20 protein-coding genes and 1 pseudogene are annotated in these 20995 nt (G+C 41.2%); 20 read left to right on the top strand and 1 reads right to left on the bottom strand.

Annotated features, from left to right (window positions below; translation table 11 throughout):
• Positions 1-19 precede the first annotated feature (19 nt).
• The 17 genes from AAEY55_RS07970 (at position 20) to AAEY55_RS07890 (ending at position 15914) form a co-directional block, all read left to right on the top strand.
• Positions 20-265, top strand: a complete 246-nt coding sequence (locus tag AAEY55_RS07970) for an acyl carrier protein (RefSeq protein ID WP_011330020.1) — start codon at positions 20-22, stop codon at positions 263-265.
• Positions 266-269: 4 nt separating this feature from the next.
• Positions 270-836 (top strand): hypothetical protein, encoded by a 567-nt coding sequence (locus tag AAEY55_RS07965; RefSeq protein ID WP_086995804.1) that lies wholly within the window; start codon positions 270-272, stop codon positions 834-836.
• The gene (locus AAEY55_RS07960) at positions 829-2208 is read left to right on the top strand and encodes an AMP-binding protein (RefSeq protein WP_350550761.1); all 1380 of its coding nucleotides are present in this window, start codon (positions 829-831) and stop codon (positions 2206-2208) included. The genes AAEY55_RS07965 and AAEY55_RS07960 overlap by 8 nt, the downstream gene beginning before the upstream one ends.
• A complete protein-coding gene (locus AAEY55_RS07955; RefSeq protein ID WP_011330023.1) occupies positions 2192-2551 on the top strand; it encodes a thioester dehydrase in 360 nt (119 codons plus the stop codon). Before AAEY55_RS07960 ends, AAEY55_RS07955 begins: the two co-directional genes overlap by 17 nt.
• Complete coding sequence (locus tag AAEY55_RS07950) at positions 2552-3301, top strand: glycosyltransferase family 2 protein (protein WP_089369242.1); 750 nt, start codon at positions 2552-2554, stop codon at positions 3299-3301.
• Entirely contained in the window at positions 3291-4250 is a 960-nt protein-coding gene (locus AAEY55_RS07945; protein ID WP_011330025.1) for an acyltransferase, read from the top strand. Before AAEY55_RS07950 ends, AAEY55_RS07945 begins: the two co-directional genes overlap by 11 nt.
• A 2-nt stretch (positions 4251-4252) precedes the next feature.
• A complete protein-coding gene (locus tag AAEY55_RS07940) occupies positions 4253-5797 on the top strand; it encodes an aromatic amino acid ammonia-lyase (RefSeq protein ID WP_350550758.1) in 1545 nt (514 codons plus the stop codon).
• Positions 5790-6218 carry an acyl-CoA thioesterase gene (locus AAEY55_RS07935; protein WP_350550755.1) on the top strand — a complete coding sequence of 143 codons (429 nt, stop codon included), beginning with the start codon at positions 5790-5792 and terminating at the stop codon, positions 6216-6218. Before AAEY55_RS07940 ends, AAEY55_RS07935 begins: the two co-directional genes overlap by 8 nt.
• 21 nt (positions 6219-6239) lie before the next feature.
• Positions 6240-6779, top strand: a complete 540-nt coding sequence (locus AAEY55_RS07930) for an outer membrane lipoprotein carrier protein LolA (protein ID WP_350550752.1) — start codon at positions 6240-6242, stop codon at positions 6777-6779.
• A 40-nt stretch (positions 6780-6819) separates the two neighbouring features.
• Positions 6820-9081, top strand: coding sequence for a transporter (locus tag AAEY55_RS07925; protein ID WP_350550749.1), 2262 nt, complete (start codon positions 6820-6822; stop codon positions 9079-9081).
• 1 nt (position 9082) lies between these two features.
• Positions 9083-10363, top strand: a complete 1281-nt coding sequence (locus AAEY55_RS07920) for an NAD(P)/FAD-dependent oxidoreductase (protein WP_350550746.1) — start codon at positions 9083-9085, stop codon at positions 10361-10363.
• Between the two features lie 15 nt (positions 10364-10378).
• Positions 10379-10939 (top strand): DUF3261 domain-containing protein, encoded by a 561-nt coding sequence (locus AAEY55_RS07915; protein ID WP_350550743.1) that lies wholly within the window; start codon positions 10379-10381, stop codon positions 10937-10939.
• Entirely contained in the window at positions 10936-12108 is a 1173-nt protein-coding gene (locus AAEY55_RS07910; RefSeq protein ID WP_350550740.1) for a beta-ketoacyl-ACP synthase, read from the top strand. The genes AAEY55_RS07915 and AAEY55_RS07910 overlap by 4 nt, the downstream gene beginning before the upstream one ends.
• Positions 12101-12571 carry a hotdog family protein gene (locus tag AAEY55_RS07905; protein ID WP_225740935.1) on the top strand — a complete coding sequence of 157 codons (471 nt, stop codon included), beginning with the start codon at positions 12101-12103 and terminating at the stop codon, positions 12569-12571. Before AAEY55_RS07910 ends, AAEY55_RS07905 begins: the two co-directional genes overlap by 8 nt.
• On the top strand, positions 12568-13293 hold the full coding sequence (locus AAEY55_RS07900) for a 3-ketoacyl-ACP reductase FabG2 (protein WP_208833952.1): 726 nt from the start codon (positions 12568-12570) through the stop codon (positions 13291-13293). Before AAEY55_RS07905 ends, AAEY55_RS07900 begins: the two co-directional genes overlap by 4 nt.
• Positions 13293-14522, top strand: coding sequence for a beta-ketoacyl-ACP synthase (locus AAEY55_RS07895; protein WP_350550737.1), 1230 nt, complete (start codon positions 13293-13295; stop codon positions 14520-14522). The genes AAEY55_RS07900 and AAEY55_RS07895 overlap by 1 nt, the downstream gene beginning before the upstream one ends.
• Before the next feature lie 90 nt (positions 14523-14612).
• Positions 14613-15914 carry a DEAD/DEAH box helicase gene (locus tag AAEY55_RS07890; RefSeq protein ID WP_011330036.1) on the top strand — a complete coding sequence of 434 codons (1302 nt, stop codon included), beginning with the start codon at positions 14613-14615 and terminating at the stop codon, positions 15912-15914.
• Between the two features lie 90 nt (positions 15915-16004).
• On the opposite strand, the gene AAEY55_RS07885 is transcribed toward AAEY55_RS07890, so the two are convergent.
• Positions 16005-17615 carry an NAD(P)/FAD-dependent oxidoreductase gene (locus AAEY55_RS07885; RefSeq protein ID WP_011330037.1) on the bottom strand — a complete coding sequence of 537 codons (1611 nt, stop codon included), beginning with the start codon at positions 17613-17615 and terminating at the stop codon, positions 16005-16007.
• Positions 17616-17809: 194 nt separating this feature from the next.
• Here AAEY55_RS07885 and fdxA point away from each other — a divergent pair, with 194 nt between their 5' ends.
• The 3 genes and pseudogenes from fdxA to AAEY55_RS07870 form a co-directional block, all read left to right on the top strand.
• Positions 17810-18133 carry a ferredoxin FdxA gene (fdxA, locus tag AAEY55_RS07880; RefSeq protein ID WP_011330038.1) on the top strand — a complete coding sequence of 108 codons (324 nt, stop codon included), beginning with the start codon at positions 17810-17812 and terminating at the stop codon, positions 18131-18133.
• A gap of 146 nt (positions 18134-18279) precedes the next feature.
• Positions 18280-20526, top strand: coding sequence for a carbohydrate binding family 9 domain-containing protein (locus AAEY55_RS07875; protein WP_197182312.1), 2247 nt, complete (start codon positions 18280-18282; stop codon positions 20524-20526).
• A gap of 101 nt (positions 20527-20627) precedes the next feature.
• Positions 20628-20764, top strand: a pseudogene (locus tag AAEY55_RS07870) (EAL domain-containing protein); the annotation flags it as partial.
• Positions 20765-20995: the final 231 nt, after the last annotated feature.

The raw sequence follows: 20995 nt of genomic DNA, 5'->3' as shown, positions 1-20995 counted from the left end.
AAAATATATAGGAATAACAATGAAAACCGCTGCTGAAATTTATGATGTATTACACGGCATTTTAGAAAACGATTTTGAGATAGACCCAGCCGACATAAACCTAGACGCCAACTTATATCAAGACCTTGATTTAGACAGCATTGACGCTGTTGACTTGGTAGTAAAACTAAGAGAAATCACCGGTAAAAAAATTGATCCTGATGCATTTAAGCAAGTACGTACTGTGCAAAATGTAGTTAGCGAAATAGAAAAGCTCGTTAACTAAATAAATGCTTAAAGCCTTGTTAACCACCCTTATTATGCTTTGTTTGGCCTGCTACCCAGTTATTGTGTATGTGGGCCTGACGCAGTTTAATAGCCAACTGCTATCGATCGTATTATTATTTTTGCTTGCACTACGCTTGTGGTTAAGCAAAGCATTATTTGACAAAATGCCGTGGTTAAAGCCAGCGACATTTTTAGCTGTGATAGCAATCGTATTGTCAAAAGTGTTCGACAGTGATGTGGGTTTACGTTTATACCCGGTGATTATTAACACTGTGATGTTGCTCGTGTTTAGCTACTCACTTTATAAAGGGCCATCAATAATAGAAACCTTTGCCCGCATCACTGAGCCTGAGCTCGATGAGCAAGGTGTGCAATACACTAAAAAAGTAACTCAGTTGTGGTGCGTTTTTTTTATAGTTAATGGTGGTATTGCCTTATATACCAGCCTGTTTGCTAGTTTGGCAGTGTGGGCTTTTTATAATGGTGTGATTGCTTATGTAGCTATGGGCGTGTTGTTTGCCTTAGAGTGGCTAGTCAGGCTAAAAGTAAAAAGGAAAGCGCGTGTTTAGTACCTTTCAAAGTAAAGTATTTCAAAGTAATAATGTTAGTGTGTGCTTTAATCATGAAAATAAGGCAGTGACACAACGCCAGTTTGTTAGCGATGTTAATCGGCTATTAGCTAAGTATTTACCGGGCACAGCGCCCACATCTGTGGTGTTATATAGCACTAACACTTATAAGTTTGCGGTGAGTTTAATGGCACTCACCTTGCGCGGTTGCACGGTTATACTGCCACCTAATGGTCAACCCGAAACACTCAAAGCCTTACTACAGCAAACGCCTTGTTTTTTAGGTGACTCAGAGCTTGTTGAACCACTGGGTATTGACTTTATCAATATAGAAAACTTGCCTGAACAGCCTGGCTTTTTTCCTTTAGCGCAACTTGTTTGGCCCAAAGAAGGGAACTTGGTGTTTTATACCTCGGGATCAACAGGTAAAGCTAAGCCAATTGTAAAGTCGTGGCAAACAATTAACAAAGAGCTGAGCATTTTATCAAGCAGTTATGCGTTAAAATGTATGCCAATGTTTATTGCTAGCGTATCGCATCAGCATATTTACGGGCTGCTATTTAGGTTGTTATGGCCACTTAGTACCGGACATGTCGTTGATACCGATTTACTACACTACCCAGAGCATATAGCCGCCAAGCTCAAGGACGCTAAACAAGTAGTGTTAATTTCTAGCCCCGCACAGCTAAAACGATTACGCGCAGACAACGTATTAATTGAACAAAAATCTCACTTACAATGGATATTTTCATCTGGTGGGCCGCTGGCAAACGAAGATGCAGTATCGCTATTCAGTCAGTTAAATAAACCAATAACACAAGTGTTTGGCAGTACCGAAACCGGTGGTATAGCGTATCGACAAGTTACCTCGCTTGAAACCGTGAGCTCGTGGCAGCCGTTTTCAGGTATAAAAATGAGTGTTGGCACAAACGATAGACTCCTTTTAAATTCACCGTTAGTGAACCACAAAGATTACCCGCTTGACGATAGAGGTTTGGTGCTTAAAAGTGGTCAATTTAAACTGCTTGGTCGATTAGACCGAATCATAAAATTAGAAGAAAAACGCCTCAGTTTGGATGAACTAGAACACCACCTAGCAAGCAGTGAGTGGGTAAACGACGTTAAAGTAATTGTATTACCTGGGGCAAGGCAAGTAATAGGTGCGGTAGTTGTGCTTAGCCAGCAAGGGGTAAAACATTTACAAAGTGAAAGTAAATTAGCCACTAATAAGCTTTTAAAAGAGCATGCACTAACGCGTTTTGAGCGCATTTGTACGCCTAAAAAGTGGCGTTTTATAGAGCAGTTACCTTATAACAGCCAAGCTAAATTAAACTTAAAAGCATTGGAGCACCTTTTTGACAAAGTTGATTAAAACGCAGCCGCAACTACTTAAATGTGAGCAAACCGAGCAAGGTTATCAATTAAGTTTATTTGTGCCCAAGGATTTAGATTACTTTAATGGCCATTTTAAAGACGGCCCTATTTTAGCAGGCGTAGTGCAGCTAGATTGGGCGGTTGCTGCAATTTGTAAGCAGTATAATATTCAATTAGCGGTAAAGAATGTCGAAGTGCTAAAGTTTCAGGTGGTGATTACGCCGGGCCTTACTATGGTATTAGCCATAGAGCAAAAAGCGCTTAATAAGTATGTGTTTTCTTATCGCTCGGCTAAGGGGCAACATGCATCTGGGAGGATTGTTTTTGAAAGTGTTGTTTAAATGAATAAGTTTTGTATTGTGATTCCAAACTACAATCATACCTCAGTGATAGCGGAGGTATTAACCAGCCTTGCTGAATATAACTTACCAATTATTATGGTTGATGATGCAAGCAATGATGCAGCTAAAGCAGTGTTTTCTGCACTTGCACAGCAGCATCCGTTACTTACCATTGTTACCCATGAGCACAACCAAGGTAAAGGTGGGGCGGTACAAAGCGGTTTGCATTATGCGTATCAGCAAGGGTATTCCCATGCTATTCAAGTTGATGCCGACGGCCAGCATAATTTGGCCGATTTAGTGCAGCTTTTGCGCCTGTCAAACGCAAATCCACAGGCATTAGTAAGCTGTTGCCCAATATACGACGCTTCAGTGCCTAAGCATCGCTATTTAGCTCGATACTTAACCCATGTGTGGGTATGGATTGAAACCCTTAGTTTTGAAATTGTTGACTCTATGTGTGGCTTTAGAGTGTATCCGCTGGGAGCCTGCGAAAAACTGTTAAAAGAAGTTAAGCTGGGCAAGCGGATGGACTTTGATCCTGAAATATTAGTGCGTTTATATTGGCGTAATGTGCCGTTTATATTTTTACCTAGCCAAGTGATCTATCCAGAAAATGGGCTTTCTCACTTTCAGCCATTGCACGACAACGTGCGTATATCTTGGCTACACACGCGATTGTTTTTTGGTATGTTAGTGCGCTCGCCTTGGCTTATAGCACACAAATTAAAGAGACGTTATGGCCGTTAAACATTGGTCTAAAATGCAAGAGCGCGGTAATTATTTAGGCATTCAAACTCTGCTATTTACACATAAAATACTGGGTCGCAAAGGGCTGTGGCTAATTTTGTTTCCTGTGGTGGTGTATCTCTTTATTACTGGTAGGGTTGCCCGTGCTGCTTCAAAACAGTTTTTACAGCAAGTTAATTTGTACACCGGCACTGGGCAAAGCGTGACACTTAAGCAGCAACTAAAGCACTTTTGTAGTTTTGCCGACAGCGCCTTTGATAAAATAGATGGTTGGCTTGGGCGTATTAGCTTAAGTGATATTGAATATACCAACGAGCATTTATTTAGCCAATTAAATGAGCAACGCCAAGGGGCTATTTTTATTGGCTCGCATTTGGGTAATTTAGAAGTGTGCCGAGCGCTTAGCCAACATCGCAGTGGCAAAGTTATTAACGTGCTGGTGTTTACTCATCATGCAGTTGAATTTAATAAAATGCTGAAAAAAATTAACCCCAACGTAGCGGTTAATTTAATTCAAGTAACTGACTTAGGCCCAGGTTTAGCTATTTTATTGAAAGAAAAAATTGAGCAAGGCGAAATTATTGTTATTGTTGGCGATCGCACCAGTACCACCACTGCCGCGCGCTCTGTACAAGTGCCTTTTTTAGACAAGCCAGCCCCGTTTTCTCAAGGACCTTTTATTTTAGCGGCATTACTTGATTGCCCAGTTTATTTTTTGTTTTGTTTAAAAGATAAGAAAATCAATAAGTACCACGTAATATTTGAGCAATACAGCAATAGCTTAAAAATGCCACGCACCCAACGACAGGCAATTTTAAACCAAGTTATTACAGACTATGCGCAGCGTTTAGGTCACTATGCGGCGCAATATCCTTATCAATGGTTTAATTTTTACGATTTTTGGCAAAATGATCAGCAAGTCGCCCGCGATCAAGCAAAGGAGAAATAGAAGTGCCAGTTCAAAACACACAGCTTTTTGGTCAGCAGCGATTATCAATCGAAAACATTGTTGATATTGCACATAACCACACCCAAGTGCAAATTAGTGGTTGCAGCGAATTTAGTAGCAAAATTAATAGTGCGCTGAGTTTTTTAGATACATTATTAAAAGAAGACGGCGTTATTTACGGTGTAACGACCGGTTATGGCGACTCAGTAACCGTAGCAGTACCATTAAATTTAGTAGATGAACTCCCCCTACATTTAACGCGATTTCATGGATGTGGACTAGGCGATGTATTTAATAAAGTACAAGGACGAGCAATTTTAGCCACGCGGCTTACGTCTTTATCGCAAGGCTACTCGGGTATTAGCTGGGAAATGCTGAATTTACTGCGCGACTACTTAAATCACGATATTGTACCGGTTATTCCTCAAGAGGGATCGGTAGGTGCCAGTGGCGACTTAACGCCATTATCTTATGTTGCTGGTGCTATGATAGGCGAGCGCGACGTATATTATAAAGACACCGTACGTAATAGCTTAGCGGTAATGCAAGAAGTTGGCTTAACGCCGCTCGTGCTGCGCCCAAAAGAAGGCCTTGCAATAATGAATGGCACCGCGGTAATGACCGCATTAGCCTGCTTAGCCTTCGACAGAGCCAATTATTTAGCCAAATTAGCCAGTCGTATTACCGCCATTGCTAGCTTAGCGCTCAAAGGAAATAGCCATCATTTTGATGAAATTTTATTCTCGGTAAAACCTCACCCAGGGCAGCAGCAAATAGCACGTTGGATCAGAGATGATTTAAATCATCACGACCATCCACGTAATGCCGACCGCCTGCAAGATCGCTACTCAATTCGCTGTGCACCGCATGTTATTGGTGTGCTGCATGACAGCTTGCCGTTTTTTAGGCAAATGATCGAAAACGAATTAAACTCAGCCAACGACAACCCAATTATTGATGGCGAAGGGGAGCATGTACTGCACGGCGGGCATTTTTATGGCGGCCACATTGCCATGGCAATGGACAGCATGAAAACCGCAGTAGCTAACTTAGCTGATTTAGCCGATCGACAAATAGCCTCATTGGTTGATACTAAATATAACAATGGTTTGGCGTCTAATTTATCCGACAGTGCCCCTGAGCGTCGTTATATAAATCATGGTTTTAAAGCGGTACAAATTGGTGCCAGTGCTTATACTGCTGAGGCATTGAAATTAACTATGCCTGCCAGTGTATTTTCGCGCTCTACCGAGTGTCACAATCAAGACAAAGTAAGTATGGGTACCATAGCCTCGCGCGATTGTTTACGTATTTTACAGCTTACCGAGCAAGTGATGGCCAGTACCTTATTAGCCGCTATTCAAGGGTTAAGGCTGCGAATTAAACAAGGCGAATTAGAATTTACGAGTTTAACTGACGATATGCAGCATATGTATAGCGATATAACAGGTTACTTTGAAAACCTGACCGAAGACAGACCAATGGAAGCGGTGCTAAGACAAACTATTAGCTATATTCAAAGCAAACGCTGGGCGCTTTATGAATAATAAAGACGCATTACTTTCGCACAGCGTAGAAATAGAAATCCCTTTTCATGATTGCGATCCAATGAATGTAGTGTGGCATGGTAATTACCCACGCTATTTAGAAATTGCTCGTTGTGAGTTACTCAGAATATTTGACTACGACTACCTGCAAATGAAAGACTCTGGATTTGCGTGGCCCATTGTTGATATGCAAATTAAATACGTAGCATCAGCTGTATTTACACAAAAAATTAAAGTGGCAGCGTATTTAAAAGAGTATGAAAACCGCTTACGTATTGATTATGTTATTACCGATGCAATCAGTAATAAGCGCATTACCAAGGCGTCCACTACACAAGTGGCGGTAGAAATTAGCTCCAAAGAAATGCAATTTGTTTCACCCCCAATACTTTATGAAAAACTAGCCCCTTTTTTAAAGTAGCTGGCAATTAAAGGAGAAGGAATGACAATGTTTAAATTATTTATAACCAGCGTATTGCTGCTATTTTGTAGTGCATTGCAAGCAAACACTGTATCGCAGGTAAATACCACATTAAAGGCTGATATAGTAACGGGTGAGTTTAAACAATATAAACAACTTGCTGGTTTTGCATCGCCGTTCGTCTCCTCTGGAGTGTTTTCTCTAAATGCCAAAAAGCTAGTATGGCAAGTAGAACAACCGGTAAAAAGCGCATTGATTGTAGAAAATGGCCAGGTATTGGTTGAAAATGCTAAAGGGGAGTTTGTACCACAGCCAGGCAGTGAGCAGTTTGTAGGGCTTTTAACTGACTTACTCAGTGTAGATATGAGCGCCCTTGCAACACGCTTTAGTATAAAAGCGCAAAACAATTGCCTGCAACTAACCCCAAAAGAAGCGTTGTTACAGCAATTATTTAGCCACTTTACTTTGTGTGAAAGTGATAAAACGGTACACAGCATCATCCTTTATGAGCATTCAGGTAGTAAAACAACTATTGAGTTTAGTTACCCTGAGCAGCCTTAACGGCTCAATCGTTTAAATAGTTAATTAATGGAATAGTGGATTGAAGAAACGAATTGGCATTGTTTTTATTTGGTTTAGTGGTTTAATTTTGCTTTTAACCAGTATATTTTGGCTGACTAAACCTACATTTAGTGCTGATATGTTTAGTTTGCTGCCAAAATCGCATTCTCAATTAGCTTATGGCGAACAGCTGTTTTTTGAAAAAAATGCCCACCGTGTGGTGTTTTCATTTACTGGTGAACAAAAAAATAACGCCCACGATGAATTTAACAATTGGCTTGAGCAGCAAGATATAACAAGCACATTTAATTTTCCCTCTATAAACGCTTTAACAACCACATTTGCGCCTTATAAATATGCACTATTAAGTAAGCCCTATAAGCAAAAAATAGCAGACAAAGCCAGCTTTGAGCAGTTTTACCTGCAGCAATTAAATCAGTTAGGATCGCCATTTGTTAGTGCTACATTAAGTACTGATATTAGTTTAAGTTTAGCTGGCTTTATTAGCGAAAACTTAAGCCAAAGCCAAGTTTTTACTATTAAACAAAACCGCCTCACTCGCCAGTATGAGGGGGTTGAATATGCAATGCTTTTTGCCACACTGCCAGAGCCAAACTTGAGCATTAATAATGCAATTAGCTTAGCTGCTAAAATTAAAACGCAAATAAACACCCTAAGTAAAGCGTACCCAAATACCACTATTTCCTATTCAGGGGTGCTGTTTCATACGGCTGAAAATGCCCAACAAGCAAAATACGAAATGAGTTTGTTTGGTGGTATCAGCCTAATGGCACTAATGGTTATGGTGTTTTGGGTATTTAGAGCGATTAGCAGTATTTTATTAGCGAGCTTTACAGTGCTTAGTGCATTAATGGGCGGTGCTATTGTTATGTTATTGGTGTTTAACAGCATTCACTTATTAACCTTGGTATTTGCCGTAACCTTAATAGGCATTGCTATTGATTACGCCTTTCATGGCATGACCGATTTAGCCAAAGTAGCAAATGAGGCTGCACAGCAAGCCACTTCTAACGGCTATAGCAAAGGGGTGAAATCAGCGTTATTACTCTCCTTTATTACTACCGCATTAGGCTACAGCTGCTTATTAGGTGCACCGTTAACTTTATTAGCGCAAGTGGCAGTGTTTGTTATAGCGGGCTTATTTAGTGCATGGCTGTTTACTGTGTTAATTTTACCATTTTGGCAGCAAACACTGCGTGTATCGACATCAAGTTTATTACTCAGTAAAAAAATAACGCGGGTGTTTTTGTACTGTAATAAAATAAAAAAACCACTGTTTATTGCGCTAAGTATAGTGCTTGCAAGCTTATTGATATTGAAACCGATTGAGTTTAATGATGATATTAGATTGCTTAATGCCAGCTCTGAGCAGCTAATGGCAAGTGAAAAAAAACACTTAACTTTACTAGAACAATGGCGCAGCCATATAGTATTTATTATTGGCGACAATGCACAACACGTGTTACAAAAACAACAGCGGTTAGTTAGCGATTTAACCGCGAGTAACCCGCATATTAAACACAATGCCATTAACCGATGGCTGCCTAGTATTGAGCAGCAAAAAAATAATTTAGCGGTGTTTAATCAAGCTAAAAAAAGTGGTGTATTTGCACTCACCGAGCAATTAACTGGGCGGCAATTAAGTAGCGGGCCCGCGCAATTTATTACCTATAACGCATTATTAAATAGCGAATTTAAACCCTTATTGTTAGCGCAAATGCATGTTGAGCCGCAGCAAGCCATAACCTGGATGACAATTACCAATATTAATACACAGAGCTTAAGCGCCGCGCTTTTAGAAGATGATGGCTTATTGCTATATAATAAACCGCAGCAAATTAGTGCGTTATTAAGCGATTACCGAGCATACTTATTGTTAAGTTTAGTGCTTGCAGGGACCATTAGTTGGTTACTTTTTAGTTGGCGTTTTGGCGTAAAAATTGCCACTTTACAACTGTTAAGCTTGTTATTAGTGGTTGTTAGCATGCTGTGGGTGTGTAATGCAATTCAAGGCAGCCTGTCGTTATTTAACATGTTGGGCGCGTTGCTAGTGGTAGCCTTAGCTATTGACTACCTTGTTTTTTATCAAATAAATAAGTTACAGCCAAAAAATATATTGGCAATTAGTTTATCTGCAGCGTCTTCTATGTGGGTGTTTGGTATGTTAAGTGCCTCAAGCACCCCTGCTATTTTTAGTTTTGGACTTACCGTAATGGTAGGGATTTTAGCGGTATATATTTTATCGCCGCTGAGTGTATTACCCTCGCAAAAGGAAGGATAAAGTGAATAACCCTGAGCAGTTTGATGTTGTTGTAATTGGTGCGGGCCCCTCTGGCGCACTTGCAAGTAGCCTTTTAGTGCAAAAAGGCTGGCGAGTATTAGTACTTGAGCAACAGATTTTTCCGCGCTTTACTATAGGTGAGAGCTTGTTACCGCAATGTATGGAGTATTTGGCCGACGCTAATTTAGTCGCTCCATTGCATGAACACGCTGCTAGTTTGGGGTTTCAGTTTAAAAACGGCGCTGCGTTTCATCGAGCGGGTGAAAATACCGCGATTAATTTTACCGAAAAATCATCACCAGGGCCAGGTACTACTTATCAAGTGAAAAGAGGGCTGTTTGATAAATTACTAGCCGATAATGCACAGCTGCAAGGGGCTGTTATTCGTTATCAGCACAGTGTTAAAGACTACAAGGTTACTGATGTTTTTGAAAACAGTTCCGATAAAAACAATACCGATAAAAATGGTGGTGCAACCTTATTAGTACACGACGCGCAGCAGCAGCCTTACCAAGTTCAAGCACGCTTTGTGTTAGATGCCAGCGGCTTTGGCCGAGTATTACCTAAACTACTAAACTTAGAGCTACCCTCTAACTTTCCGGTACGCAGTGCTTACTTTAGCCACTTTGTAGATAATATTAGCGATGAAAATTTTGATCGTAATAAAATCCTCATTACCGTACACCCAGAGCATCGAGATATATGGTATTGGCTAATTCCCTTTAGTGATGGCACCGCAAGTATTGGTGTTGTAGCAGAGTCTGAGCGTTTTAATGACGATGAAGCAGAGGTAATATTAAATCGCTTTTTAGAGCAAGATCCACATTTAAAAGCACTGCTAGCTAAACGCGAATTAATTGGGCCAGCTCGCAGCATAACAGGCTACTCCTCTAATGTGAGTAAGCTGTATGGACAGCACTTTGCGCTATTAGGCAATGCGGGAGAGTTTTTAGATCCGGTGTTTTCATCAGGAGTAACCATTGCGCTTAAATCAGCAAGTTTAATTGCCCCTTTGGTCGATCAGTATTTAAAAGGTGAGACGATTGACTTTGAGCAGCATTATGCAAAACCGCTACAAGCGGGAGTTAACTGTTTTAGAACTTTTGTTACAGGCTGGTACGATACGCGCTTTCAAGACGTAATATTTCATACAGAGCAAAACAAACAAGTGCGAGAAATGATCAGTGCAATTTTAGCCGGATACGCATGGGACACGAGTAACCCATTTGTTGCACAAAGTGAGCGCCGCTTAAATGTGCTAGCTCAGCTGTGCCGAAACTAATATGTTGAAATTAATATGTTTAAACTAATACTCCAGCGTGCATTGCTATTGCTAACCTGCATAGTGCTGTCAGCCTGTGCGAGTCAGTTTAGTTCCAGTGCAGCTATAAGCATAGCACCTGCGGCTAGCCTAAATTTAAATAGCATGGCGCCATCAATGTATGGCCGCTCTTGGCAACAAGTGTTATTTATTACCACTGGGCAAGAGCAGCATACCTTGTTATCGCAATTGGCGGTTAATGAGGCGGGAGGGGTCAAGTTGCTGATGATGACCAGCCAGGGCTTTCCAATTGTAGAGCTTGAAAAATCACCCAAAGAGCCAATTAAAGCTAAAAAAATGCTTGTAGGCGTCGATATAAATCCTGCTTATGTATTGGCCGACATTGCCTTAGTACATTGGCCTGTTGCGTTTATAAATGAGCAGCTGAGCGGCGCACTGGTGGAACAAGTAGGCACACACAGACAAGTACTACAAAATCATAAAACCCTGATCACCATTGACTATAACGATGATGCAATTACGCTGCATAATATTGTACGTGATTATAAAATAATATTTAAAAAGGTAACTCAGTGACATATTGGCTAAATAACTTAGGTATTGTTAGTGCGATGGGAGTAGGCCCGCAGGCAACTCTCGATAGCTTAAACAGTTATAACTCTGCAACGCCTATATTAACTCTAAATTCTACACTTAGCGCGCAACAACAGCCGTTATATGTTGGCCAAGTAACCTCGGTTGCGTTGGCGCAAAAAAAACGTATAAATACCTTTATTGATATGTGTTTAGCGCAACTACAAACAACTATTGAGCAATTTTCGCATATCGATAAATCCCGTATTGCGGTGGTGTTAGGCACGAGTACTTCGGGTATTGCAGATGGTGAACGGGCTCGTACTCATTTTGAACACACAGCGCAATGGCCAAATGACTTTCATTATTATGACCAAGAACTTGCCACCCCAGCACACTATATTGCGCAAAAGCTTGATGCAAAGGGACCCTGTTATAGTATTTCTACAGCCTGTACATCAAGCGCAAAAGCATTACTAAGTGCCCGCGCACTGCTAAAAGCTGATATGGCCGATGTTGTTATATGCGGTGGCGTTGACACCCTATGCCAACTTACTCTCAATGGTTTTGATTCGTTAGCGTCGTTAAGTAGCGGAGTTTGCCAGCCGTTTTCAAGTAACCGAGACGGCATTAATATTGGTGAAGGCGCAGCATTATTTGTAATGAGTAAAGGCGTAAGCGCAATTACAGATAAAGCAATTGCACTGTACGGTGGCGGCGAAAGCTCTGATGCACATCATATTTCAGCGCCCGATCCCAATGGTATGGGCGCGCAATCTGCAATGCAAAAAGCACTAAAACAAGCGCAATTAGCTGCCCATGAAATTGACTACATAAATGCACACGGTACCGCAACGCTAAAAAATGATGAAATGGAGGCACTTGCAATTAATCGTGTGTTTGGCAACAATACGCCACTTAGCTCAAGCAAGCACTTAACTGGGCATACCTTAGGAGCTGCAGGCGCAATTGAAGCCGCGCTATGCTGGCTACTTCTTAAAGAGCAAGGCCAGTATGCATTGCCGTATAACGTATTATCAACAGGCGGTAACTTGGCCGATGTAAAAATAATAAAACAAGCATTTAAGCCCAAATTGCGTTACTGCTTGTCAAACTCATTTGCCTTTGGTGGCAATAACGCCAGTTTAATTTTAGGTATTGCCGATGAATGAGCTGAGCAGTAATCATTACGCAATTGAGCAGTTGCTTGCCCACGACGCACCAATGATTTTAATTGACACTTTAACGCATTATAGCGCAGAGAGTGCGCGTTGCCAGGTAACGATTACACCGCAAAGTGCGTTTTATAATGCCGATATTGCCGGTGTACCCAGTTATATTGGGGTTGAGTATATGGCGCAGTCAATAGCCGCTTACGCAGGCGCATTAGCAAACGATGCAAATGAGCCTCCTAAAATAGGCTTTTTAATTGGTACGCGTAAATATCAAACCCATCAAGCGTGTTTTAAAGTTAATAGTAGTTTAACTATTAAAGTGCATAAGCTATATCAAGAAGAGTCGGGATTGAGTGTGTTTGAATGCCAAATAATCCACGGCGATACATTAGCATGTGAAGCAAAAATTAATGTTTTTCAGCCCGAAAATCCGCTGGAATTTATAAGAGATAATCAATGACAAAACGAATTTTAGTCACAGGTTCAAGCCGTGGCATAGGCAGGGCTATTGCGCTTAAATTAGCATCCCAAGGGTATGACATTACAGTGCATTGTAAAAATGGTGTGGCAGATGCACAAGCAACTTGCGCAGCAATACAGGCATTAGGCCAAGCTACTAGCTTATTACAATTTGATGTATGCGACAGAGCCGCCGCCAAAGCACAAATAGAGCAAGACATAGCCCAGCATGGTGCTTATTATGGCGTGGTATGTAACGCAGGTATTACCAATGATATGGCGTTTCCGGCTATGCAAGGCGAGGACTGGGATTGCGTTATTCGTACCGGGCTTGATGGCTTTTATAATGTGGTGCACCCCACGGTAATGCCTATGGTGCAAAACCGTAAAGGTGGGCGTATTGTAACCATGGCTTCTGTATCGGGCATTGCCGGTAACCGTGGGCAAGTAAATTACAGTGCAGCAAAAGCCGGTATTATTGGCGCTACAAAAGCGTTGTCGTTAGAGTTGGCTAAGCGAAAAATAACCGTAAACTGCGTTGCACCTGGGTTAATAGAAACCGCAATGACTGACGAGTTACCGGTAGACGAAATGCTAAAAATGATCCCGCTTAAGCGTATGGGCACAGTAGAGGAAGTTGCGGGTACTGTGGCATTTTTAATCTCAGATGATGCGGCCTACATTACCCGCCAAGTCATTTCAGTTAACGGCGGTATGGTGTAATGAAGCGCGTTGTAGTGACAGGTATGTCGGTGATCACCGCACTTGGCGATGAATGGTCGGTATTTAAACAAGCACTGATCAGAGGCGAAAATGCAGTGACCACTATGCCACAGTGGGACAAAGCACCAGAGCTTAATACGCGTTTAGCGGCGCCGGTTACTCATTTTGAGCGACCGAGTCATTATAAACGTAAACAAATACGCTCAATGGGGCGAGTGGCGCTTATGTCAACACGCGCTACAGAGTGCGCGTTAGAGCAAGCCCAGTTACTCAATCATAGTAGCTTAACCGATGGCTCTACGGGGGTTTCTTATGGTTCATCTATAGGGTCAACCCCGCCGTTACTCGCGTTTGCTAATATGATGGAGTCGGGCTCTATGTCTGGGGTAACAGCCACTAGTTATATTCAAATGATGGCGCATACTGCTCCGGTTAATGTTGGAGTGTTTTTTGGCTTAAAAGGGCGAGTGATCACCACAAGCTCAGCTTGTACCTCAGGCTCACAAGGTATTGGTTATGCCTATGAAGCAATAAAATTTGGTCGTCAAAAGGTGATGGTTGCTGGTGGTGCAGAGGAGTTATGTATTACCGAAGCCGCAGTATTTGATACCTTATATGCTACCAGCACAAAAAACGACACACCCAAGTTAACCCCCAGGCCATTTGATAAAGACCGTGATGGATTAGTGATTGGCGAAGGTGCTGGCACACTGATTTTAGAAGAGTATGAACACGCAAAAGCGCGCGGTGCCACTATACTGGCAGAGGTGGTTGGTTTTGGTTGTAATAGTGATGGTGAGCATGTTACTCAACCTACCTCTAAAACAATGCAAATAGCGATTGAACAAGCCCTACACGATGCAAATTTAACCGCCCAGCAAATTGGTTATGTAAGTGCGCATGGCACCTCAACCGATCGAGGCGATATAGCAGAGTCGCATGCCACTTTTAACGCATTAGGGGCAAAACCCATTAGCTCTTTAAAAAGTTATTTAGGCCACACTTTGGGCGCATGCGGTGCTATTGAAGCGTGGGCGACGATTAATATGATGAATGATAACTGGTTTGCCCCCACAATAAACCTCACCGAGGTGGATAACGAGTGCGCTCAACTTGACTATATAACCGAGCAAGGGCGAGAAATTAACACCGATTATGTAATGAGTAATAACTTTGCTTTTGGCGGTATTAATACCTCTTTAATATTTAAACGCTATAAAACAGATTAAACCATGCAAAAGTAAAGTAATGACTAACTGTTAGCACTTTTTTACTGTATAATTTGCGACCCTTGATAATGTGGCCGCAGGTTATACACCATGAATTTTAAATCTTTTAGTTTTGCTCCTGAACTTGTTCAGGCGTTAGACGAACTTAACTATCACACCCTTACGCCCATTCAGCGCGCAGCAATTCCTGCTGTTCGTAAAGGTAAAGACGTTTTAGCAAGTGCACAAACGGGGACGGGTAAAACCGCCGCGTTTGCGCTACCAATTATTCAAAAATTATTTGAGTCTGAAGTAAGCACTACTAATGCTCCGCATGCTTTAGTTTTAGCGCCTACGCGCGAACTTGCAGAGCAAATAGCAAATAACTTTAAAGACTTCGCAAAACACACTTCGTTAAAAGTAGTCAGCTTATTTGGCGGTGTTAACACCGCAGGCCAAGCTAATGCACTTAAAGAAGGTGTTGATATTGTAGTAGCAACACCAGGGCGTTTACTTGATCATATTCGCTTAGGTAACTTAAGCCTTGCCAGCGTAAAGCATTTAGTACTTGATGAAGCAGACCGTATGCTCGATATGGGCTTTATTGAAGAGATGCAAGGCGTTATAAAAAGCTGCGCTGACGATCGTCAAATCTTGTTATTTTCAGCCACTTTCCCAGCAGCAATTAAACAGTTTGCATCTAAAGTATTAAAACAGCCAGAAATAGTACGTGTTGATCAAACAAACAGTACTGCTAGCACTGTAGCGCATGTGGTTTACCCAGTTGAAGAGCGCCGTAAGCAAGAGCTGCTTTCTGAGCTAATTGGTAAGAAAAACTGGCAGCAAGTGTTAGTATTTGTAAACATGAAAGAAACAGCCGATGAGCTAGTAACAGAGCTTAACCTTGATGGTATTCCGGCTGCGGTTTGTCATGGCGATAAGTCACAAGGTAATCGTCGTCGTGCGCTGCGTGAATTTAAAGAAGGTAAAGTACGTGTATTAGTGGCAACAGAAGTTGCGGCGCGTGGCATTGATATTGATGGTTTACCGCGTGTAATTAATATTGACTTACCTTGGCTTGCAGAGGACTACGTACATCGTATTGGTCGTACTGGCCGCGCAGGTAAAGAAGGCCAAGCAATTTCGTTTGTAAGCCGTGAAGAAGAAAACATGTTGTTTGAAATTGAAACCTTAATTGGTCAAAAAATTAAACGTGTTTACTTAGAAGGCTATGCAGTAAGTAACCGTGAAGTATTAATTGATAAAATTGGCAAAAAGCCTGCACACTTACGTCGTACTCGTGCTAATAAGCCATCTGGTCAAGCAACTGGCGAAGCAAGAGCAGTAAATCGCTCACGTATTTCTAAAATACGTAAAAGCTTAAAAGGCGAAAAACTGTCGCTTAAAAAGTAATTAATAATGCGCTAACCTAATATGGTTATTTGCAGTTACAAAAAAACCTGAGCTTGCTCAGGTTTTTTGTGGCTTAATTTAATAAAACGCTTATTTTGCGTTTTCTAGCATTGAAAGCGCCACCGCTTCAGCGGCTTTAATACCATCAATACCTGCCGATAAAATACCACCGGCATAGCCTGCGCCTTCGCCAGAAGGGTAAAGCCCTTTAGTATTAATACTTTGAAGTGTTTTATCGCGCTTAATACTTACCGGCGAAGAGGTACGTGTTTCTACACCTGTTAGTAAGCCATCATTAGTTGAAAAACCACGAATTTGCTTATTAAATGCCGGAATTGCTTCACGCAGAGCATCAATTGCATATTTAGGTAATACATCGGCTAAATCGGTTAATTTAATACCCGGCGTATAAGATGATTGCACATCGCCTAAAGCTGATGACGATTTACCCTTTAAAAAGTCGCCAATAAGTTGTGCTGGCGCATCGTAATTACTGCCGCCAAGTTCGTATGCTTGTTTTTCAAGTTTACGTTGTAACTCAATACCCGCTAATGGGTGACCCGGGAAGTCTTGCTCTGGCGAAATACCTACAACAATAGCGCTGTTTGCATTGCGCTCACTACGAGAATATTGGCTCATACCATTGGTAACAACTAGGCCTTCTTCAGAGGTGGCTGCAACCACAGTCCCCCCTGGGCACATACAAAAACTATATACGGTACGGCCATTATCACAGTGGTGAACTAGTTTGTAATCAGCAGAGCCTAAAATGGGGTTACCTGCATTGTCGCCAAAACGGCACTCATCGATCATAGATTGCTTATGCTCGATCCTAAAGCCCACCGAAAATGGTTTAGCTTCCATGTAAATACCTTTTTTATATAGCATATCAAAGGTATCACGGGCACTGTGACCCACAGCAAGCACTACATGGCGGGTATTTAGCTGCTCGCCATTTGACAAGGTTAAGCCCGTTACTTGGCCGTCTTCTAAATGAATGTCGTCTACGCGAGTGCTAAAGCGAATTTCGCCGCCAAGTTCTACAATATGCGCGCGCATTTTTTCAATCATAGTTACCAGTTTAAAGGTTCCTATGTGTGGCTTACTTACGTATAAAATTTCTTCTGGCGCGCCAGCGGCAACAAACTCGGTAATAACTTTACGGCCATAATGTTTTGGATCTTTTACTTGGCTGTATAATTTACCGTCGGAGAATGTACCTGCGCCGCCTTCACCAAATTGTACATTTGACTCGGTATTTAGTGCGCGCTTACGCCAAAAACCAAAGGTATCTTTAGTGCGCTCGCGTACTTCTTTACCACGCTCTAATATTATTGGCTTAAAGCCCATTTGTGCCAACACTAAACCTGCAAATAAACCACAAGGGCCAAAGCCTATTACGACAGGGCGCTCTTTTAAATCGTTATTTGCCTGAGCAACAAACTTATAAGCGGTGTCGGGTGCTACTTTTACATGCTGATCTTTGGCAAAAGTTGTGAGTAACTGCTCTTCGTTATCAACGCTTATATCTAAGGTATAAATAAGTAAAATAGCTGTTTTTTTACGGGCATCGTAACCACGTTTAAACACATTAAAACTATGTAACTGTTCTGGCGTTATTTTTAGCTTACTGACAATGGCATCTTTAATTGCATTTTCGTCATGATCTAGCGGTAGTTTTATTTCGGTTAAACGTATCATTTTGTCTCTTTTAGGTGTCTTAGCGGGCTTTTAATTACCGCTCACAATAAGGGGAGTAGCGCAAATAGCACCACAAAACATAAGGCGCTTATTTTACGTTAAATTACGCTATTATGGCACTTATATATTGTATTTTAGCCTTGGTTGGGTATGATCCGCCGTTGTCGTTATAAAACCTTAGGCATTGAACCATTATGGCATTTGTAGTCACCGAAAACTGTATTAAATGTAAGTACACAGATTGCGTATCAGTGTGCCCAGCAGATGCATTTTTTGAAGGCCCTAACTTTTTAGCTATAAGCCCAATTGATTGCATTGACTGTGGTTTATGCGTACCTGAATGTTCAGCTGATGCTATTTATCAAGAAGATGAATTACCAGAGTCACAACAAGAGTTTACCGAACTAAATGCCGAGCTTGCACTTATATGGCCACGCATTACGCAGGCAAAACCAGCCCCAGCCGATGCTGATGAGTGGAATGGTATTGCTGATAAACTCAAGCTTATTGAAACCTAATCGCTGCGCTTAAATACTTCTTTATTATTAATTAGTTAATGTTATGCAAAAAGCTCTTTGCAAGGTATTAACAAATCCATTGGTATAAACTACAATCCACGCCAGAAATTACTCTTATTGAGTAATTTAAGTCTAAATGGATGTTTATGCAGTACTTAATAATAATAAAAAAACAATCAGTGTTCTTTATTTTAAGCTTTTTCTTTCTTTTACTCACCACTCCAAGCGCGCTTGCCAATAAACAACACTATTCACTCACGCGTATTAATAAAAATATAACAGTAGATGGGGTAATGAATGAGGCGCATTGGCAAGATGCCACGCGCATTGCATTGCAGTTTCAAGATGAACCAAATGAAAAAGGTACGCCACCGGTAAAAACCGATGCTTATATATACGAAGACGGCAGTAACTTATATGTAGCGTTTGTTGCACACGATCCTGACCCAACGCACATTCGCGCTGCACTGCGAGATCGCGATACTCTGTGGCAAGATGACACCGTGGCACTAGTAATTGATACCTTTAATGATGAGCGCTCTGGTTATGAATTTTATGTGAACCCGCTAGGGGCTCAGGGCGATATTCGCATGACCGACACCGATGGCTGGCAACAAGACCTTTCTTGGAATGCCATTTGGGATAGCGCAGGCAAGATTACTGAGCAAGGTTATGTGGTAGAAATGCGTATTCCTTTTAAAGCGCTGCGTTTTGCACAAAATAAAGAGCAATTAACCTGGGGTTTTGCCCTAATGCGCAATTATCAACGAGATGTGCTTTATCAGTTATCAAACATTGGGTTTGATCGCGATATTAAGTGCAGCCTTTGTCAGTTTGATAAACTTACCGGCTTTGAAAAAATAACGGCCAGCAAAAACCTGCAATTAACGCCTACTTTAACTGCGCTGCGTAACGATACCAAATCACAGTTACCGGGTGATTGGGAAAATGGCGATGTAAACGCCGAAGTAGGTATAGATTTACGCTGGGGCTTAAGCCAAGACGCCGTTATAAACGCCACTATAAATCCAGACTTCTCGCAAGTGGAAACCGACTCTCTGGCGCTGGATATTAATACCACTTACTCTATATACTATGAAGAAAAACGACCGTTTTTTTTAGACGGTGCGTCATATTTTAAAAGTAGTTTATTTGAGCTTTTATATACTCGCACCATTGCAGAGCCTAATCTAGGCGCTAAATTAACCGGCAAAACAGCTAATCACAGTTATGCGGTGATGTTTGCCGATGACGACAATAGCAATATTTTACTGCCAACTAATCAGGGCTCAGGATTTGCAAGCTTAAACGAAAATACCAAAGTGGCAGTGGCGCGTTACCAGTACGATATTGGCCAGCAAGGCACTATAGGGGTTTCAAGTACGCATCGTGAAGGTGATGACTATCGCAATACGGTTTTATCAGTTGACGGTAGTTACTGGTTTAATCAATCAGACACCTTAAGTTATCAAGTTGCGAGCAGTGATACCCGCAACTCAGCATTTTTAGTTGAAAATTATAACCTGTCACAAACACAATCCGATCAAGCGTATGCAATTAAGCTCACCCGCGATAAACGCGATTATAAATTATTCGCAGAGTACGAAAATATTGGCGCAGATTATCGTGCCGATTTAGGCTATCAAGCTAAGGTCGATTACGAAAAAGTTATTTTAGGAGGCGGGCAAACCTGGTATCGAGATGAAAATGATTTAGTTACCTCTTGGTCATATGTAGCTGATTGGGATAAAACCTGGGCGAAAAATGGCGATTTACTTGAGCAAGAGTACGAAGGTTATTTAAGCTTTAAAGGCCAAAAACAGTCTATTTTCGAAATAGGGCTGATACATAGGTATGAAAATTATAACACTAATTTTTACAATCAAAACATTGGTTATATTTACAGCGGATTTAAACCAACAAAAGATCTCAGACTGTCTTTGTATGTTGAATACGGGAGTCGCATTGACTACAGTAATGAGCAACTAGGTGACGCCTTTGATACCCAAACTCAAGCGGTGTGGGATATAAACAATCATTGGCAAGTTGACATAAAGCATAGCTACAGCCAATTAGACAACCCACAAGGGGAGCGTGTTTTTACAGCTAACCTAATTGATTTTAGGCTTTACTATAAATTTAATATGCGCTCAATGCTAAAGCTTATTTGGCAATTTGAAGATATTGATCGCAACGAAAATGCTTATTTTTATCAAGTGAACCAAACTAATAAAGATTACGGCAGCCAACTCGTTTATTCGTACAAAATTAATGCGCAAACATTATTTTACTTAGGGTATTCAGATAAAGGTTACCAAGATGATTCACTTAAAAGCTTAGAGCGCGACCAGCGCACCTTTTTTACTAAAGTCAGTTACGCATGGCAGCTTTAAGCAAGGTAAAAAACAACTCGAGTAGGGCTAGCAAGGATGATGGTTTGGATAAGTTTATCAACGCTTATAAAAGTAGATGCTCTAATAATTTAATAGCTTGAAAACTATGTAAAAAGGGTATTACGATTGCCATTGATGATTTTGCACTGGTTTTAGCTTTGTAAGTACTTTGGCTGATTTACCTATAGATGTGATTAAAATTGCTCGATCTTTTATTACTCAAGCAAATAAAAGTAAAAATGCCACTTAACTTAAGTGGCATTTTTTTGCTAAGTAATAGCATTCATTTAATTAATTAAGTTTATAAATTAAACGTACGTGATACGGCCAACACCAGGCGCTCATCTGCGTAGTCGTAATCTAAGTGCATATTCTCTCCAGCTTTGATCACTCAATTGCATTAACTTTGATCGCTTATTCTCATTAAGCTTTGATCACTAAAATCACTTGTAAATGATCACTTTTATGC

It is taken from the genome of Pseudoalteromonas sp. 120-MNA-CIBAN-0494 (genome assembly GCF_040308885.1).
GTDB lineage: Bacteria > Pseudomonadota > Gammaproteobacteria > Enterobacterales > Alteromonadaceae > Pseudoalteromonas > Pseudoalteromonas nigrifaciens.
This window is presented reverse-complemented; position numbering and strand designations above follow the sequence as displayed.

Coding starts and splice junctions, on each gene's coding strand:
- AAEY55_RS07885 (WP_011330037.1), bottom strand. CDS start 17,615: ATGATACGTTTAACCGAAATAAAACTACCGCTAGATCATGACGAAAAT.
- AAEY55_RS07970 (WP_011330020.1), top strand. CDS start 20: ATGAAAACCGCTGCTGAAATTTATGATGTATTACACGGCATTTTAGAA.
- AAEY55_RS07915 (WP_350550743.1), top strand. CDS start 10,379: ATGTTTAAACTAATACTCCAGCGTGCATTGCTATTGCTAACCTGCATA.
- fdxA (WP_011330038.1), top strand. CDS start 17,810: ATGGCATTTGTAGTCACCGAAAACTGTATTAAATGTAAGTACACAGAT.
- AAEY55_RS07905 (WP_225740935.1), top strand. CDS start 12,101: ATGAATGAGCTGAGCAGTAATCATTACGCAATTGAGCAGTTGCTTGCC.
- AAEY55_RS07950 (WP_089369242.1), top strand. CDS start 2,552: ATGAATAAGTTTTGTATTGTGATTCCAAACTACAATCATACCTCAGTG.
- AAEY55_RS07875 (WP_197182312.1), top strand. CDS start 18,280: ATGCAGTACTTAATAATAATAAAAAAACAATCAGTGTTCTTTATTTTA.
- AAEY55_RS07935 (WP_350550755.1), top strand. CDS start 5,790: ATGAATAATAAAGACGCATTACTTTCGCACAGCGTAGAAATAGAAATC.
- AAEY55_RS07965 (WP_086995804.1), top strand. CDS start 270: ATGCTTAAAGCCTTGTTAACCACCCTTATTATGCTTTGTTTGGCCTGC.
- AAEY55_RS07890 (WP_011330036.1), top strand. CDS start 14,613: ATGAATTTTAAATCTTTTAGTTTTGCTCCTGAACTTGTTCAGGCGTTA.
- AAEY55_RS07945 (WP_011330025.1), top strand. CDS start 3,291: ATGGCCGTTAAACATTGGTCTAAAATGCAAGAGCGCGGTAATTATTTA.
- AAEY55_RS07900 (WP_208833952.1), top strand. CDS start 12,568: ATGACAAAACGAATTTTAGTCACAGGTTCAAGCCGTGGCATAGGCAGG.
- AAEY55_RS07930 (WP_350550752.1), top strand. CDS start 6,240: ATGACAATGTTTAAATTATTTATAACCAGCGTATTGCTGCTATTTTGT.
- AAEY55_RS07895 (WP_350550737.1), top strand. CDS start 13,293: ATGAAGCGCGTTGTAGTGACAGGTATGTCGGTGATCACCGCACTTGGC.